The sequence below is a fragment of the Enterococcus sp. 125944 genome, from assembly GCF_051909435.1.
Taxonomy (GTDB): Bacteria; Bacillota; Bacilli; order Lactobacillales; family Enterococcaceae; genus Enterococcus_D; species Enterococcus_D gallinarum.
Map to the genome: position 1 here is coordinate 19,504 of NZ_JBQASY010000010.1, position 17,461 is coordinate 36,964.

The window sequence follows — 17,461 nt, forward strand, 5'->3', positions numbered from 1 at the left end:
CTAGTCATGCTCCTTTCCTGGGATCGTCATCTGAGGACCGACAACTGACTCAAAAGCTTTAGCGATCAGTTCATCTCCTGAGAGACCTTGTTGCGCCAATTGATGAGTCGCTTCCACCATTTGATGATATTCCTTAGGATAAACTTTGATGAACAACTGCTTATGATAGAGCCAATCGCTTAGAATCTCGGCTGCTTTTAAGGAATCTGTATAGGCAAAATGGTTCTCGATCAATTCTTTCAATACCGCATCATCCCCGCTCTCATCTACCTTAAACAATTCCACCATTTCTAAATTGCATTGAGCAGCAAACGCTTGCTCCGGATCGTACACATAGGCGACACCTCCAGACATGCCAGCAGCAAAATTGCGGCCCGTCTTGCCTAGAATAACAGCGACACCTCCAGTCATATACTCGCAGCCATGATCGCCGATTCCTTCTACAACCACTTTGGCTCCGCTATTTCGAACACAGAAACGTTCTCCTGCCAGACCTCTGAAATATCCTTCTCCTCGATTTGCCCCAAAGCAAGCCACATTACCTACAATGGGCGACTGTTCAATATCATAACTAGCATCTGCTGGCGGTACAATGATCAAACGGCCACCACTCAATCCTTTGGCTACGTAATCATTGGCTTCTCCAACCAATCTCAGCTCAAGTCCTTGCGTTGCAAAGGCACCAAAACTTTGACCCGCAATTCCTTGATAATTGAATTGCAGCAATCCTGGAGGAAGTTCATAGTTCCCAAAGCGTTCTGCAATCCATCCCCCTATGCGGGCACCAACAGAACGTTGAATATTGTTGATCGGTTGACTGATAGCAACAGGATGTTGTTTTTCAATTGCTGCTTTGGCAAAACTATCCAATTCTGGCCATTGTCGTTTCTCCAAAAAAGGATCCGTCACTTTACGTGCAATCGGAAGTGTCGTACCCAAGATGCGAGCGAAATCCAATGATTTTGCTTTCCCTTTGGCAATGAAACGAGGTACCAAGACTTCTGTGTGCCCCACCATCTCATCAATGGTACGAAAACCCAGTTCTGCCATGATTTCTCTGAGGTCTTCTGCTAAGAAAAACATAGTATGAATAATATGTTCCGGTTTACCAGCAAAAAACTTTCGTAAAGCTGGATTTTGGGTGGCAATACCCACGGGACAAGTATTCAGACTGCAGACTCTCATCATCACACAGCCGATCGCAACAAGGGCCAATGAAGCAAAACTGTACTCTTCAGCACCTAAAAGTGCCGCAATCGCAATATCCCTTCCCGTCATCAATTTACCATCCGTTTCTAAGGTCATCCGCTGACGAAGATGATTGAGTGCCAATGTTTGATGAGCTTCTGCTAACCCCATTTCCCAAGGCAAGCCCGCATCTCTGATGGAATTGCGGGGAGAAGCTCCGGTACCGCCATCATAGCCTGATATTACAACAACATCAGCACCTGCCTTGACAACACCGGTTGCAATCGTTCCAACACCCGTACTGGCAACCAGCTTCACATTGATTCGCGCATAAGGGTTGATGGTCTTTAAATCATGGATCAATTGTGCCAAATCTTCAATCGAATAAATATCGTGATGAGGAGGTGGTGAAATCAAGCGAACCCCAGGGGTTGATCCGCGAATCTCAGCGACCCAAGGGAAAACTTTATTTCCAGGCAGTTGACCGCCTTCACCTGGCTTCGCTCCTTGAGCCATCTTGATCTGCAACTCATCGGCACTCATTAAATACTCCGCATTAACTCCAAAACGTCCAGAAGCAACTTGCTTGATCCGACTATTGTAATTTTTGCCGTTGACAGCTTTGAAACGCTCGCGATGTTCCCCGCCTTCTCCACTATTTGATTTAGCTCCGATGGCATTCATTGCCTCAGCAATACATTTATGAGCTTCCTCACTTAGCGATCCATAAGACATTGCTCCTACTTTGAATCGTTTGACGATTTGGACAGCAGGCTCTACTTCCTCCAATGGAATTGGCTGACGCGAAGGTGTGAACTCCCATAGTGAACGAAGTGTCGTGGGTGTGCTTAAAGCCTCTTGATTCATGACAGCTGCATACTCCTTGTACAACTGATAATCTCCTGTGCGCACCGCTTTTTGAAAGTGATAGATGGTTTTTGGATTAAAAAGGTGATGCTCACCTTCTGCTTTAAACTGAAAGCTGCCTCCCGAATCTAGATAATCCTGTTGTTTTTCACCATAGGCAGCTTCGTATCGCTCAAAATACTCTTGTTCGATTTGTTTCAACGACAGGCCGCCAATCCGAGAAACAGTTCCCGTAAAATAAACCTCAGTGACTTGTGGTGAGATACCGACAGCTTCAAAGAGCTGAGCACCATGATAACCGGCAATAGTTGAAATTCCCATACGAGACATAATCTTTATGAGTCCCTTCTCACAGGCCTGTCGATAATTTTCGACATGATCACTCATGTCATAATAATGCAGCGTTTCGTAAGCCCCGTAAGGATGAATCCCACTGGCACCGTAGCCAACTAACATAGCATAGTGATGAACTTCGCAGACTTCAGCCGTGTCAACAATGAGTGAGGCAAGCGCTCGCTTTCCTTTTCGCACCAAGTAATTATGCAAACCCGAAACAGCCAACAAGACAGGAATTGCCATCTTACCTAGTTGTGGTGCAATAGGTTCGCGATCACTTAACACGAGAATCGTAGCCCCTTGATCAATTTTGGCTTCACTTTCTTTAAAAAGAGTATCCAATGCTTGGTGCAGTGTTTGTTGCTCATTGCCAGTAACAGAATAAAGAGTAGAGAGGACTGCCGCCGATTGTTGTTTCTGATTTAGATGTTTGATCTTCAGATACTCGCTTGTGGCTAAAATCGGACTAGCGATTTTTAATTTATGGCAATTTTGGCTAAGATCTTTTGTAACATCGCCATCTCGTCCCAGAAATAATTCTGTACCGATCACTAGCTTTTCGCGAATCGCGTCAATTGGTGGATTCGTTACCTGTGCGAATTGTTGCTTAAAGTACGTAAAAAGCGACTGGGGACGTTCACTTAAGATTGCTAATGGTGAATCAAATCCCATGGAGATAACCGGTTCCTCTCCTGTTTGAGCCATAGGGATCAGCAGTGTCCGGATGACTTCGTCGGTGTACCCGTGAAGTTTCCATAACCGCTGTAGTGTCTCTGTCGATAATCCATCAGAAAAAGGGGGTTCTGGTAAGTCATCCATCGTTAACAAATTTTCTGTCAACCATTCGCGATAAGGATGAGCTTGCGCGTATTTTTCTTTGATCTCTTTATTTCTCAAAATCAAGCCATTTTTGGTATCGACCAAAAACATATTGGCTGGACCTAAAACCCCTTTTTCAATTACCTCTGCTGCGGGTAGATCAACCACCCCTGATTCGGATGCTACGACAACTAAGCCATCCCTCGTAATTGAATAGCGGGAAGGCCGCAACCCATTGCGATCCAAAGCAGCACCCACCAGCTCACCATCCGTAAAACAAAGCGCTGCCGGTCCATCCCATGGTGCCATAAAACTAGCATTGTACTCATGAAAAGCAACTAGTTCTTCTTGCAAACCGGCTTCTTTCGACCAGGCTTCAGGTACCATCATCAAAAGCGCCTGAGGTAAATCTCTCCCTTGGCGATACAAGAATTCCATGCAATTCTCAAGTTTTGCGGAGTCCGAATTTTCCTCATCATAGACTTCGATTTGATGACTATGCATCCAATTTTCGGCTCCTCTTAACGTATTGATTTCCCCATTATGGGCTAAAAAACGAAAAGGCTGCGCGCGATTCCAGCTAGGAAAAGTATTGGTTGAAAAACGAGAATGAGTCAATGCGATACTGGAAGTCATACGCGGATCTTGTAAGTCCCTATAAAACAGTCCGACCTGATAAGCATGTAACATGCCTTTATAGACGATTGTTTGGCTAGAAAGACTGCAGATGGCTAGTTCCTTGGCTGCATAGTTTTTTTCTAATTGTCGCCGCAAATGATACAAACGGTCCTCAAAATCTCTGCCGACTGTCACATCGAGAGGTTTTTCAATAAAGAATTGACAAAAACTAGGCATCACTTTTTGTGCTCCTGGACCACATTGCGAATAGTCATAGGGAACTTCCCGCTGCCACAACACCCGAAATCCCATTTGCTGAATATCCTGAGCAACGGCCTTTCTTAATTTGACTGCGGATTCTCGTTCTTGCGGCAAAAAAAACATGCCTACTGCATAGTGACCTTTCGGCGGTAAAACAATCTCTGCCGCTAAAGCAATTGCTTGAAAAAAAGGATCAGGTAATGCCATCAACACACCAGCACCATCCCCTGTATCTGGTTCGGCTCCTGTTCCGCCACGATGATTCATTCGTTCTAACATCGTCAACGCATTTTCAATCAGTTTTCTCGAGTATAATCCATCTTTTTGTACGATAAAGCCCATGCCACAAGCATCACTTTCAAAACGAGGATCATACATTAATGTCTCTTTTTCCCTCATCCCCTCATCCTTTCTTTAAATATTCTGAATATTCCAATTTTTAACAGTTTACCTTTTCTATGTAAATCTTGCAATCTTTTTCTGCAAGTTTGTCTAGCTTCCTCTCAAAAACGCTGAACGGGTAAAACCGATTGGGACAAAGCGAGCACGATTGCCTAGCGCTGCATTTTTATCACTTCTATGCTTCTTATCATCAGTTGCTGTCGTCTAGTTGCTATTGCTAGGAGAAAACGATGAAAAAGACACAAAAGCTGATAACTAAGTCAGCACAATGAAATGATCACAAAAAACGTGTGCCATCGGACGATCTACTTAGATCGTCCAACGGCACACTGATAATTTTTGGTTTACCTTTATTTCTCAGCTAATTTTTATTTCTCAAAGCCTTCAGCAACGGCTTCTGGATAATATTCTTCCACCAAATGAGCACAACGCCCGCAAAGTGTTGGCAGTTTCTCATCCACTCCGACATCTGTCCGCACTTGCCGACAACGGTCGCAAACTTCACCATCGGCTTTTTCGATCAAGATTGCACCATCTTCAAATTGTAGCGCTGCTTCTGGAGCGGCACTTCCTGCCTCTTTGATTTCGAAGAAGTCTGGTGAAATGATCAATAATTGGGCCAAATCAGCATCAACAGCCGTTAATAGGTCTGCCAGCGGTTGTGATGGATAGATGGTCACTTTTGCTTCCAATGACTTACCAATCAGTTTTTCATTCCGTGCTTCTTCTAGTGCTTTCAGGACATTGTCACGGAATGAAAGAAATGCCGTCCACATATCAAGCAACTCAGCTTGATTCGCAAATGATTCATAACTTGGCAATTCAGCTAGTTGAACATAGGCTTCCTCTTCTTTTAAGTGAGACCAGATTTCTTCGGCTGTGTGAGGAATGATTGGCGTCAACAATTTTGTCAAAGCCACTGCCGTTTGGTAAAAGACAGTTTGCATTGCTCGCCGTTGTGGATCATTTTCCGCTTCGATATAAACAACATCTTTCGCAAAGTCTAAATAGAAAGCAGAAAGATCGCCAGTCAAGAAATTGATGATCGTCTTATAAATATGCAAGAAATTGTATTTCTCATACCCATCTTCACGAATGGTTTTGATCGTTTCGTTTAATCGAACCAGCATGTATTTGTCTACAGAGCGTAAGTTTTCATAAGAAACCATATCCGTTTTTGGATCGAAATCAGCCGTATTGGCTAATAAGAAACGCATTGTATTACGGATCTTACGGTAAACCTCGGAGACTTGATTCAAAATATCCATTGAAACTCGGACATCTGCTTCATAATCTACACTGCTAACCCATAGGCGAAGGATATCGGCACCCATTTGTTTAATTACTTTCTCTGGAGCAATGGTATTTCCAAGAGATTTACTCATCTTCCGGCCTTCACCATCCAAGGTAAACCCTTGAGACAAGACTGATTTGTAAGGTGCTTCCCCATTGATCGCCACACTTGTGGTGATACTTGAGTTAAACCATCCACGGTATTGATCTGAACCTTCCAAATACATGTCAGCTGGGAAAGTCAACTCTGGACGTTGACGCAAGACTGCTTCATGAGAAGAACCAGAATCAAACCAAACATCCATGATATCTGTTTCTTTAGAGAATTTGCCATTTGGTGAACCCGGATGCGTAAAGCCTGCAGGCAATAATTCTTCGGCTTCTTTTTCAAACCAGATATTTGATCCGTGTTGTTCAAATAGCGTTGCAACATGTTCGATCGTTTCTGGCGTAATAATTGCTTCGCCGTTTTCGGCGTAGAAAATCGGCAGTGGTACCCCCCAGGCACGTTGACGTGAGATGACCCAATCGCCTCGATCACGAATCATGTTGTACAAGCGTGTTTTGCCCCAAGGAATGATCCAGTCCACTTTCTCGATTTCATCAAGGATGTTTTGACGGAATTGATCGATTGAAGCAAACCATTGTGGTGTTGCCCGATAGATAACAGGTTTCTTGGTCCGCCAATCATGAGGATAACTATGGACAAAGAAATCAAGTTTCAATAATGCACCTTTTTCTGCTAACAAATCGGTGATCATTGGGTTCGCTTTATCATAGAAGATTCCTTCAAATCCTGGTGCTTCTTCCGTAAACATCCCACGACTATCGACAGGAGATAGGACATCTAATTTGTATTTTTTGCTTACGATGTAGTCGTCTTCCCCGTGCCCAGGAGCAGTATGAACCAATCCAGTACCTGCTTCCAGCGTGACATGGTCACCTAGCATCACCAATGAAGTCCGATCATAGAAAGGATGCTGGCCAGTCATGTATTCTAGTTTTTCTCCAGCAATTTCTTGCAAGATTTCAACACTTTCCCATCCAATAGCTGCTTGAACAGTCTCCAACAAATCTTTGGCGATCACAAATTTACGGCCATCTGCCATGATTTGAACATAAGTAAACGTTGGGTTTACTGAAATTCCTAAGTTTGCTGGTAATGTCCAAGGTGTCGTCGTCCAAATAACGAAAGATGTATCTTCATCAAGGATTCCTTTTCCATCTGCTACAGGAAAAGCGACATAGATCGAAGGTGATTTGACATCTTTGTATTCGATCTCTGCTTCTGCCAATGAAGACTCGCTGGATGGTGACCAGTAGATTGGCTTTAATCCTTTATAGATGTAGCCTTTTTCTGCCATCTTTCCGAATACGCGGATTTCAGCAGCTTCGTAATCAGGTGTCAAAGTGATGTAAGGATGATCCCAATCACCTGAGATTCCTAAACGTTTAAAGTCCTCACGTTGGGTATCTACTTGTGTCAAAGCATACTCTTCGCATTTTTTGCGATATTCCGCAAGTGTCATTTCTTTGCGTTTGATGCCCTTGTTTGTCAGCACTTGTTCGATCGGCAATCCATGCGTATCCCAACCTGGTACATAAGGTGAGCGGAATCCTGACATTGATTTAGAACGTACAATAATGTCTTTACTGATTTTGTTTAATGCATGACCAATGTGGATATTGCCATTCGCATAGGGAGGGCCATCATGTAAGACAAATGTTGGTTTCCCTTCGTTCAGTGCTTGTCTTTGTTGATAGATATTTTGTTCTTCCCAATCTTTTTGCCATTCGATTTCGCGATTAGGCAAATTTCCCCGCATCGGAAAAGCCGTTTTTCCCAGATGCAATGTTTCTTTCATCTTCATTGTATTCGCTCCTTTTACTGATTACTCATGATTATGGCATGTGCAAGCACATGTCGATCAAACAATTTTGTCTATCCTGCCTCAATTTCAGTGAATTCACTCATTGAATCGACCAAATCCTTCTAATAAGCCCATAGGCTATGAAGCTATAAAAAAAAACACATCCATCCCGGAAAGGGACGAACGTGTTCGTGGTACCACCCAAATTTTATTGTCAGTGACAATTCTTTGTTGATCGGTAACGAGATCAAACGTTGGACTCTACCACTGTTCAAGACCAAGACTAACAGATGATCTAATTTCTTACAGGGTTTTATCCGGCTTCCACTCTCCCAGACTCGCTTTAAAAGTATAAGAAATTTTTCTGTTCTGTATATTAGTCATTTGTTTTATTTAATTCATCTAGTAATTGACGTGCATCATCCAATGTTTTCACTTCTGGATTTTCTTCTACATCAATTTCTTTCTCACTGGATTCCACGATTTCTACTGGACTCTCCACTGCTTCTGAGTTTACTTCAGAATCATTTTCGCTGTCAAGTTCTTTTGATAAAACTTCTTTGATTACTTGATGAGAATCTTTTACATAGCTAGAAAATGGCGCCAAAATTTCTTCCCATTCTGGACTTTTTACTTGCTCTAATTGTGTTTGCAGCATAACCAAAAGATTGTTGTGGAAAACGCGCGTTTTCTTCTTCAAATCATTGGTTTCAGTTGCCAATTGACGCGCATTATTGGTTGCATCCGTCAGAATTTCTTTGGCTTTTTCTTCTGCAGCTGTTGTCAATGCATGAGCACGTTTTTCGGCATTCGTTACTAATTCATCTGCACGGTTTTGAGCAGAAGTAACGATCACTTCAGATTCTTTGCTTGCGCTCGTTTTTACTTTGTCTGCGGTATCTTGAGCCACGATAATCGATTGGTTCAATGCATCTTTCAATTCATTGAAATACTCAAGTTTTTCTTCTGCATGCTTCAATGATTTTTCTAGTTCACGGTTCTTTTGAACAGCTTCTTCATAATCACGAACGATCATATCTAAGAAGTCATCGACTTCATCCTGATTGTAACCGCGCATTTTTACTGAAAAGCTTTTGTTTTGAATATCTAATGGAGTTAATGCCATAAGTTTACACCTCTTTGTTTTATTTACGTAATACACCTAATAACAATCTAACTTTTTCTTTTTTTGTCGTGCCTTCTAACCCCTGAATCTGGATACGCCCAAATCCTCTGATTGATACGATATCCAGTAGATCCAACATAAAATCCGGACGTAATGTTTCTGTCCAATTGACTTTCACTTTGCCAGACTCGATGAGTTGTTTGGAACGCTGGCGCGAAATATTATAGACAGCAGAAATGACAGTATCCAAACGGAGAGAGCTGACCGTTTCTCGTTCTTCGCTCCAGCCGTCTTTTGGTACGATCAATTCCGTGTACTTCGTTTCTTCGAGGCGAACTGAGACATTCCCGATTTTATCGACCTGTGTTTGGACAAAATGACTGATTTCGCTTGCCACAAATACTTGCCAATTTTCCCCATCAGAAATGATGTCACCAAAGTATTCCCTTTTGACCCCTGTGCCCATTAACGTTCCTAAAACCTTCCCATGACTTAAAACCGTGAATTTTTTTGGATAGATAATGGTGAATAATACCAAATCAAATTCTTCACTTGCTGGTTGGTAATAGTCTGGGTAGATCAGGCACCGTCTTCTTTCAGCAGCTTCATATCCGCCAAAAAATTGAAAACTCAAATCGGTTGATTGCCGAATCAGACTTTCTAAAATATAGGCTTGCCGCGGATCAAGAAAATCTGTTAAATAGGGTGCGTATTGCATCTGCACTTGTTCGATCCAGCCTTGCGCAGAATCAATAAAAGGGTGCTCATCGCTTCGAAAATGCTGATAGACATTTGCGTTCACCGATATTCACCCCTTACGTTAGAATAAGATTGCTTGTAGAAGAACGAACAGACCTTGCGTTGCTAGCTGCAGAACGATAATGGCAAATGCAATCGTAAAGTCGATGCCAGCGAAACTCAGATTTAGACGATCAAACAAACCTAGATATGGTTCACAGATTTTTGCTAAGAAACGTCCAAATGCTGATTGGTATCCTCCCGGAAACCAAGAAAGCAAGGCATAGATCACTAATAATACTGTATAGAGATATACTGCATCACTGAATAGATTTAATAACCTAAAGACTAAAATATGCTTTCCTCCTTGACTCAGATATCGAAGAAATTACTATCTGCTAATGTTTGAGCAGTTCCCTCGATCTCCATTCCTTTTGGCGTACATAAGAAGATTTCATCTCCAACACGCTTGATATCGCCATCTTCAGCGTACACTGTTCCCGTCAAAAAATCAACTATTCGCCGTGCTTGGTACTCCTCAATTAAATGAAAATTAACAAGTACTGCATCGCCATTGATCACTTGTTTCGCGATTCCCATCGCTTCTGAATAAACTCTTGGTTCTACGATAGTAATCTTGCCTGCAGCCTTGGACTTTATTTCTTTTGTTTTGGGATTACTGCGTTGTTGGGCCAAAGAAACGACCTTTTCCTCTGTCTTTTGGACAGGGCGTTGTTGTCTTTCAAAGGACGCACTTGATGCTGTTGAACGCTGCGCTTGCGCTTGCTGTGATGGCATATGGCTTCGTGAAAATGTATTCGTTGGATTTTCAGCACGAGTCGTGCGTGATGCAACATAAGAACTACCTTGATTGACGGCGATATTTTGCGGGGATCGCACAGATTCTTGAGCTACCACGCTTTCTTCGTAATAATCTTCTTCATCTGTCAATCCAAAAAAATTGGTCAATTTCTCTTTTAAAGACATATGTCAACCTCCTTTACTCCTGAAATAATGCGGTGCCGATGCGAACAACTGTCGCACCCGCTTGGATCGCAACGGCAAAATCATTACTCATTCCCATACTTGTTTCTGTACATGGAGCATGTGCCAAGTGCAGCGCTGCGATTTTTTCTTGTAATTCTTTCAACTGATGAAAATAATGGAGCTGCTCTGCTTCTGAAGAAGCAAGTGGTGCCATGGTCATCAAGCCGATGACATTGATTTTATCAAAGAGCTGCAACTCTTCAATAAATGAAACAACGTCGTCTGGTGCAATTCCTTGTTTACTTGCTTCACCTGAAATATTGACTTCTACAAAACAAGCAATCGTTTTTGCTGCTCGTTTTTGAATTTCTTGCGCCAATTTCAGCGAATCTAACGCATGGAAATAATCAACTTCATTTATAATTGATTTTACCTTTCTGCGTTGCAAATTACCAATAAAATGCCAGTTTACTTCTGGAAAATCTGCTAGTTGCTGCTTTTTTTCCAGGAGTTTTTCTACTCGGTTTTCCGCACAGTCAGTGACACCGGCTTCGATGATCTTCCGTGTTTTTTCACTATCGACAGATTTTGTCACAGCAACCAGACGAACCTCACTTGCTTTTCTAGAAACAAGAGCACAAGAATCCTGGATCTCTTGCTGGATCTTGTGCAAGTTCTCAGAAATCATGTGCTCTGCCTCCTAGCGTTTGCGACGGAAGAATGGTGGTGTACTTAATTCATCGTCGTCATTTGTTTTTACTTCATCTCTATTGAATGTATCAAATTCTTTTTTTTCAACATTCTCAAATTGGCTTTCTTCTACTTTAGGACGAACGTTTTGTTCTTTACGAATATCCCAATCACCAAAGCCATGATCATCTTCTACGTGTGAAGGTTTCGCCTGATCCATATCTAACGTTGGTTTTTGTGGAATTGAATGGATTTGACTTTGTCTGCTTGTACGAGAAGAGCGTTCCTTTTTTGAAGGATCAATACCTGTTGCAATCACAGTCACGCGGATTTCATCTCCTAAGTCTTCATTGATTGAAGTTCCTAGAATAATGTTTACGTCGCCTGTTGCAGCACTTGCTACGATATCAGAAGCATCTTGTGCTTCAAATAAAGTCATGTCTAATCCGCCAGTGATGTTCAGTAAGACTTGTTCTGCACCATCGATAGATGTTTCTAGCAATGGAGAAGAGATCGCCTTTTTCGTTGCTTCGATGACACGTTCTTCGCCGCTAGCAACACCAATACCCATCAATGCTGTTCCTTGATTTTCCATTACTGTTTTCACGTCAGCAAAGTCCAAGTTGACATAGCCTGGTGCAGTAATCAGATCAGAGATTCCTTGTACCCCTTGACGCAATACATTGTCTGCTTCACGGAATGCTTCCAGCATTGGTGTCTTCTTGTCAACAACTTCCAATAAACGGTTGTTGGAGATGATCAATAATGTATCGACGTTTTCTTTTAGTTTTGCAATTCCTTCAGCTGCGAAACGGCCGCGTTTTGGTCCTTCAAATGTGAATGGACGAGTTACTACGCCGACTGTCAATGCGCCGATTTCTTTGGCAAGTTTTGCAACAATCGGAGCTGCCCCAGTTCCGGTACCTCCACCCATGCCGGCAGTGATAAAGATCATATCAGCGCCTTGCAAGGAATCACGAATTGCGTCTTCACTTTCTTCTGCTGCTTTTTCTCCAACTTCAGGTTGAGAGCCAGCACCTAGACCGCGAGTATATTTAGGGCCTAATTGGATCACTGTTTCAGCTTTTGAATTTTTCAATGCTTGCACATCTGTATTGGCAGCGATAAATTCGACACCTTTAACGTTTTCTTCGATCATACGGTTGACAGCATTGCCGCCGCCGCCGCCGACACCGATAACTTTGATTACAGCGCCATCATTGATATTGTTATCAATTGAAAATTCCATAGTTTATCTTCCTCCTGAGTATCGTTTTAGATTATTCAAAGATATTTGAGAAGAAATCTTTGACACGATTCGTGATCGATTCGCCTTTCTTCTCTTCTTCTGGTTCTTCATAAGTTTCTTCTGGAGCCTCGTACTGCTCATAAGAAATCTCTTGTTGAACAGCAACAGGTTGTTGCGTCGTACGTTCACCCGTGATCGCGCTTTTAGCAAGCTGATAAACTTCACTTAAATTAGCAGAATAATCAACGATACTGATCACATTAGTGAAAACCGGATTTCTCAATCCCATATGGTTTGGCACGTATAATTTCACATTGGTTTCGAAGACTTCCTGTGCTAAATCGACAACGCCAGGTAAGCTAGCAGCTCCGCCAGTCAAAATAATTCCGCCTGGTAATTCAAACGCATCGATTTCATTCAAGACATCTTTTGATTTATTAAAGATTTGCTCCATCCGTGCTTCGATGATTTCAGCAAGATACCGTTCATCGATTTTGACAGGTTCAGATTTACCAATGACGTCCACTGGGAATTCTTCGCTTGCCGATGTACGTTCAGGATAAGCATCACCATAATTGATTTTTAGCGCTTCTGCATTATTGAAAGAAGTATTCAACACAGTAGAGATGTCTTTTGTTACAAATTCTCCACCTTCTTGATTGACATGGGTGAATTTCAACTGTTTGTCATGCATTACCGAAGTCGTTGTTTGACCGCCACCAATATCAATCACGATCGTACCAAAATCTTTTTCGCCATCTGATAAAATCGATTCAGTCAAAGCTAGTGGTGTGATTACAAGTTCGTTGACAATCAAGCCGGACTTTTCAACACATTTGCGAATATTGTGCAAAATCGTTTTAGGGCCTGTATAAACTACCCCAAACATCTCCAAGCGGACACCGATCATTCCGCGAGGATCTTTGATCCCTTCAAAGCCATCCACAGTAAACTCTTGCGGTAAAATGGCAATGATCTGTCTTTCAGGAGGTGTAGATCGAACGAGCGCTGCTGATGCTACGTTACGCACGTCGTCATCTGTGATTTCTTTTGATTCGCTGTTGACAGCAATCATCCCTTGGCAATTTTCAACCTCTAACAGATTGGCTGGCACACCCACGCTCACACTGCGAATTTGGATACCCGCTTTTTCTTCTGCTTGTCTTACTGCTCTTTGGATGGCTTGAACCGTCTTGTCAATGTCTACAATGATTCCGCGGTTGATTCCTTCTGATTTTGCATTTCCTACACCAATAATGTTCATTTGGCTATCAACGTATTCAGCTACAACAACTTTCACAGATGTCGTACCAATATCGAGGCCAACATACATTCCCGTTTTTGCCATGGATGGGGTTCCCTCCTACTTAATTTGCATATATCGCGAACCTTGAAAAGTTCGTATTTATATCTAATTAGAATAATTTGTTCACTGTTACCAATTCTACCATATAATAGCGATTTTTAGAAACAAGTTAATGAAAAAAACTCTTGAATTTTTCCTAAGAATCCCCTTCGGTCGATTGTTCTGTTGCCGAGTCACTGTCTTTTGTATTGGAAATCGGATAGGTAAAGATGCCCACTTCCATATCGATGATACTGTCTTCTTTCAAATCTTTTGCGATTTGCGGATAATACTGCATTTGACTAGCCATATTTGAAATGTTCACAATCACTTGGTTACCATCATTCATATAGATCGTTAACAACTCGTCATTACTGTCCCGAGGCGTGTACTTGATTTGAGAAATTCCTTCACGAATCTCTTGACTGAGCTTCTGATAAGCAGTCAGTACTTCTTTGATTTTTGACTGATCCGAAAAGCTCTCTAAAATAGGTAGTCCTTCCAGAGGCTGGTCACTCGGTTCATTGATCACGACACCACTTTCAAGAATAGGTGAATAATGATTATCGCTTGCTAGCAATGCCACCTCTTGGTACTCCGATACCCGAATCTTGAACTGGTTTAAAGAAGTGATTGTCACTTGAACATTTTTGACACGAGGCAACGCTTTTTTGATGGCTTGTTCCGTTTGTTCGCGGTCAAAATACTGCGGCCATATTTCTTCTCCAGTCGTTAATTCCGAATGTTCGATAATTGATTGGGCGGACACTTGATCATTGCCCACGACTTTAACATCCGCTAACTTACTCAACGGGGAGACGTAATACAGAATAAATAACAACGGGATCAGCAAAACACCAATAATCAACAGCAATCGGCGCAACAATACTCGATTACGGTATTTTTTTAAATTGGGCAATCGATCAGCAAAAGAGCGGGGAGCTTGTTCTGAATCTTCAGTCTCTGCGCCTTCTTCGTGATTTTCTTCTGTTTGGTCTTCTGATTGTTCTTCATCTGAGTGAATCCCGGAAATGACAGAGGGTGACCATACAGGTTGATCGCCTTTTTCTTTTTGATAACGCAGATTTTCTTTCTGCCAAGGGGTCAATTCTTCTGTCGTGGGGGTGGTTTGATTATCATGAGATTTCTTATCTTTACTGATGACAATCTCTCCTTTCTATCCAACACATTGTACTATTTGATTACCTCTTGCACAAGTCGAAATAGTCGCTCAGATGCATCACTGATTCCTTGCTCTTTCGACGCCTTTGCCATTTCCATCCGTACGTTTTCATCACTCATGATCGCATCGACACACTCAATTAGATTTTGACTGTTCAACTCATTGTCCGCAATCATCTTGACTGCCCCAGCATTGACTAAGCTTTGCGCATTTTTTGTTTGATGATCATTCGTCACATAAGGACTAGGAATCAAAATCGCTGGTAATCCCAATGCAGTAAATTCAGCGATCGATGTAGCGCCAGCTCGTCCGATCAACAAGTCACTATTCGCCATGACTTCTGCCATTTGATCGATGTAGGGGCGAATGCTGATATTTGGAAAGGCATCTTTCGACATACCGATCTTCTCTTCGATTTCTTGGTAATAACGGTCACCAGAAGCATATAACAGTTGATAATCTTTCTTTGCAAAAAGCGGAATTGCTTCGATAATCGCTTGATTGATTTTCAGTGCTCCTTGACTGCCGCCAAAGACTAAAACAGTTTTTTTCTTAGGGTCAAGGTCATAGGAAGCAAGGATCGCAGACTTCTGACTTTTTTTTACTTCTTGCCCGCGGGGATTCCCCACCAAGACCGTCTTCTTATCCGGAAAATAGTGCGCTGCATCCTGAAAAGCAATAGCAATCTTGTCCACATATCTGGTCAAAAATTTATTAGTGATTCCAGGAACACTATTTTGTTCATGGATGATCGTTGGGATCTTAAGTGCTGATGCCGCGTAGACCACAGCACCAGAGACATAGCCCCCTGTCCCGATCACTACATCCGGTTGAAATTCTCTGAGTATTTTCTTTGCTTCACGATAACTTTTCAGGAAAAGTTGGACTGTTTTGACATTGTCCAATGAAAGTTTTCGTTTAAAGCCTTGTATTTCTAACGTCTTAAAAGGAATCCCGGTTGGCGGAACGATTTTGTTCTCTAATCCACGGGTAGCCCCAATATATAAAAATTCAGCTGTTGGATCAATGGAACGAACATAATCGACAAAAGACAATGCCGGATAGATATGCCCGCCGGTTCCACCGCCAGTTACTAGTATTTTCATTCACTTCGCTCATTTCTGTTAAGTTCTGCTACTGCCGCCATAAATTTATCCCCCCGTACTTCAAAGTTCGGGTATTGGTCCCAGCTTGCATTGGCCGGTGATAATAAAACGGTATCTCCCGGTTGGCTTAATTGATAAGCCAAAGGAACAGCTGTAGTTACATCTTCTGTCAATTTAATCGTTTTGATTCCTGCTTTACGTGCGGCTTCAGCAAGTTTCTCTTTTGTTTGTCCGAACAAAACAATCGCTTTGAGATCTTGCAGTGATGGAATCAGCTCATCAAAGGAGTTGCCGCGATCCAATCCTCCAGCCAACAAAATCAACTGATCCTTTTGGAAACCACCTAAAGCCATCTCTGTCGCCAAGCTATTTGTGGCTTTCGAATCATTGAAAAAGCGAACCCCTTCAATCGTATCAACATACTGAGTACGGTGAGGTACACCGCTAAATGTATGCAATGCTTGAACGATAGCCTCATTTGCTATCCCTTCTAATTTTGCCACTGCGATTGCAGCTAATGCATTTTCAACATTGTGACTGCCGGGAACGCCCAGTTCAGAAACAGGCATGATTGCCTCATCTTTGAAATATAACTGCTCTTCAAAAAGATACGCACCAGCCACTTTTTGTTGTGTCGAGAATGGAATCACTTTTGCTTTTGTTTGTTGAGAAAGTTCGACTAATTCTGGCTGGTTCCAATTGATGACTAGAAAATCTTCTGCTGTCATATTTTGCTGCAGCCGCCATTTAGCCCGCACGTATTCGGATCGATTGCCATGATAATCTAGATGAGCTTCATAAATATTCGTGATGACCGCAATCTTGGGATGTAATGTTTCGATCCCCATCAATTGGAAGCTGGAAAGTTCCATGATCAAGCGATCTTTAGCGCTAGCGGTTTGGGCGACGGTACTTGCTGGAAAGCCAATATTTCCAGACAACAATGCCCGGCCTTCACTAAATCCCGTATTTAAAACATTAGCGATCATCGTAGTGGTCGTGGTCTTTCCATTCGTTCCAGTGATCCCAATGATCGGTGCTTCCGAAATTTTGTAAGCTAACTCTACTTCCGTAATGATTGGGATATTTTTTTCGATCGCTTTTTGGACAATAGGCTGATCATAAGGAATCCCAGGATTTTTGACCACAAGTGAAAAACCCTCATCCAGTAGTTCAATTGGGTGACTGCCGGTGATTACTTTAACGCCTAACGCCAAAAGATCCTGTGCTTCTGGATTTTCGGCAAAGGGTTTTCCGTCATTAACAGTAACAAGTGCGCCCAAATCATGTAACAATTTAGCCGCACTGAACCCACTTTTTGCTAATCCTAGCACAAGAACTTTTTTATTTTGATATTCATTTATATTTTTCATATGATTCCT

The 17,461-nt window shown here is 42.2% G+C and carries 12 protein-coding genes; all 12 read right to left on the bottom strand.

Going from position 1 to position 17,461, the window contains the following annotated elements; translation table 11 throughout:
* Positions 1-4,488 carry a glutamate synthase large subunit gene (gltB, locus tag ACTFWY_RS10130; protein ID WP_439926789.1) on the bottom strand — a complete coding sequence of 1,496 codons (4,488 nt, stop codon included), beginning with the start codon at positions 4,486-4,488 and terminating at the stop codon, positions 1-3.
* Between the two features lie 371 nt (positions 4,489-4,859).
* On the bottom strand, positions 4,860-7,655 hold the full coding sequence (gene ileS, locus ACTFWY_RS10135; protein ID WP_156248151.1) for an isoleucine--tRNA ligase: 2,796 nt from the start codon (positions 7,653-7,655) through the stop codon (positions 4,860-4,862).
* A gap of 376 nt (positions 7,656-8,031) precedes the next feature.
* Entirely contained in the window at positions 8,032-8,781 is a 750-nt protein-coding gene (locus ACTFWY_RS10140) for a DivIVA domain-containing protein (protein WP_003127647.1), read from the bottom strand.
* Between the two features lie 19 nt (positions 8,782-8,800).
* Positions 8,801-9,583 (bottom strand): RNA-binding protein, encoded by a 783-nt coding sequence (locus tag ACTFWY_RS10145; protein ID WP_003127645.1) that lies wholly within the window; start codon positions 9,581-9,583, stop codon positions 8,801-8,803.
* Between the two features lie 18 nt (positions 9,584-9,601).
* Entirely contained in the window at positions 9,602-9,874 is a 273-nt protein-coding gene (locus tag ACTFWY_RS10150; protein WP_029487179.1) for a YggT family protein, read from the bottom strand.
* A gap of 17 nt (positions 9,875-9,891) precedes the next feature.
* A complete protein-coding gene (locus ACTFWY_RS10155; protein WP_439926792.1) occupies positions 9,892-10,506 on the bottom strand; it encodes a cell division protein SepF in 615 nt (204 codons plus the stop codon).
* Positions 10,507-10,519: 13 nt separating this feature from the next.
* Positions 10,520-11,194 (bottom strand): YggS family pyridoxal phosphate-dependent enzyme, encoded by a 675-nt coding sequence (locus tag ACTFWY_RS10160; RefSeq protein ID WP_279282483.1) that lies wholly within the window; start codon positions 11,192-11,194, stop codon positions 10,520-10,522.
* A 12-nt stretch (positions 11,195-11,206) separates the two neighbouring features.
* Positions 11,207-12,445, bottom strand: a complete 1,239-nt coding sequence (gene ftsZ / locus ACTFWY_RS10165) for a cell division protein FtsZ (RefSeq protein WP_003127641.1) — start codon at positions 12,443-12,445, stop codon at positions 11,207-11,209.
* A 31-nt stretch (positions 12,446-12,476) separates the two neighbouring features.
* A complete protein-coding gene (gene ftsA, locus ACTFWY_RS10170) occupies positions 12,477-13,793 on the bottom strand; it encodes a cell division protein FtsA (RefSeq protein WP_003127640.1) in 1,317 nt (438 codons plus the stop codon).
* Between the two features lie 154 nt (positions 13,794-13,947).
* Positions 13,948-14,898: a cell division protein FtsQ/DivIB gene (locus ACTFWY_RS10175; RefSeq protein ID WP_156232708.1), complete on the bottom strand. Its 951-nt coding sequence runs from the start codon at positions 14,896-14,898 to the stop codon at positions 13,948-13,950.
* Between the two features lie 86 nt (positions 14,899-14,984).
* Positions 14,985-16,079, bottom strand: coding sequence for an undecaprenyldiphospho-muramoylpentapeptide beta-N-acetylglucosaminyltransferase (gene murG, locus ACTFWY_RS10180; RefSeq protein WP_439926795.1), 1,095 nt, complete (start codon positions 16,077-16,079; stop codon positions 14,985-14,987).
* On the bottom strand, positions 16,076-17,452 hold the full coding sequence (gene murD / locus ACTFWY_RS10185; protein WP_156248154.1) for a UDP-N-acetylmuramoyl-L-alanine--D-glutamate ligase: 1,377 nt from the start codon (positions 17,450-17,452) through the stop codon (positions 16,076-16,078). The genes murG and murD overlap by 4 nt, the downstream gene beginning before the upstream one ends.
* Positions 17,453-17,461 lie beyond the last annotated feature (9 nt).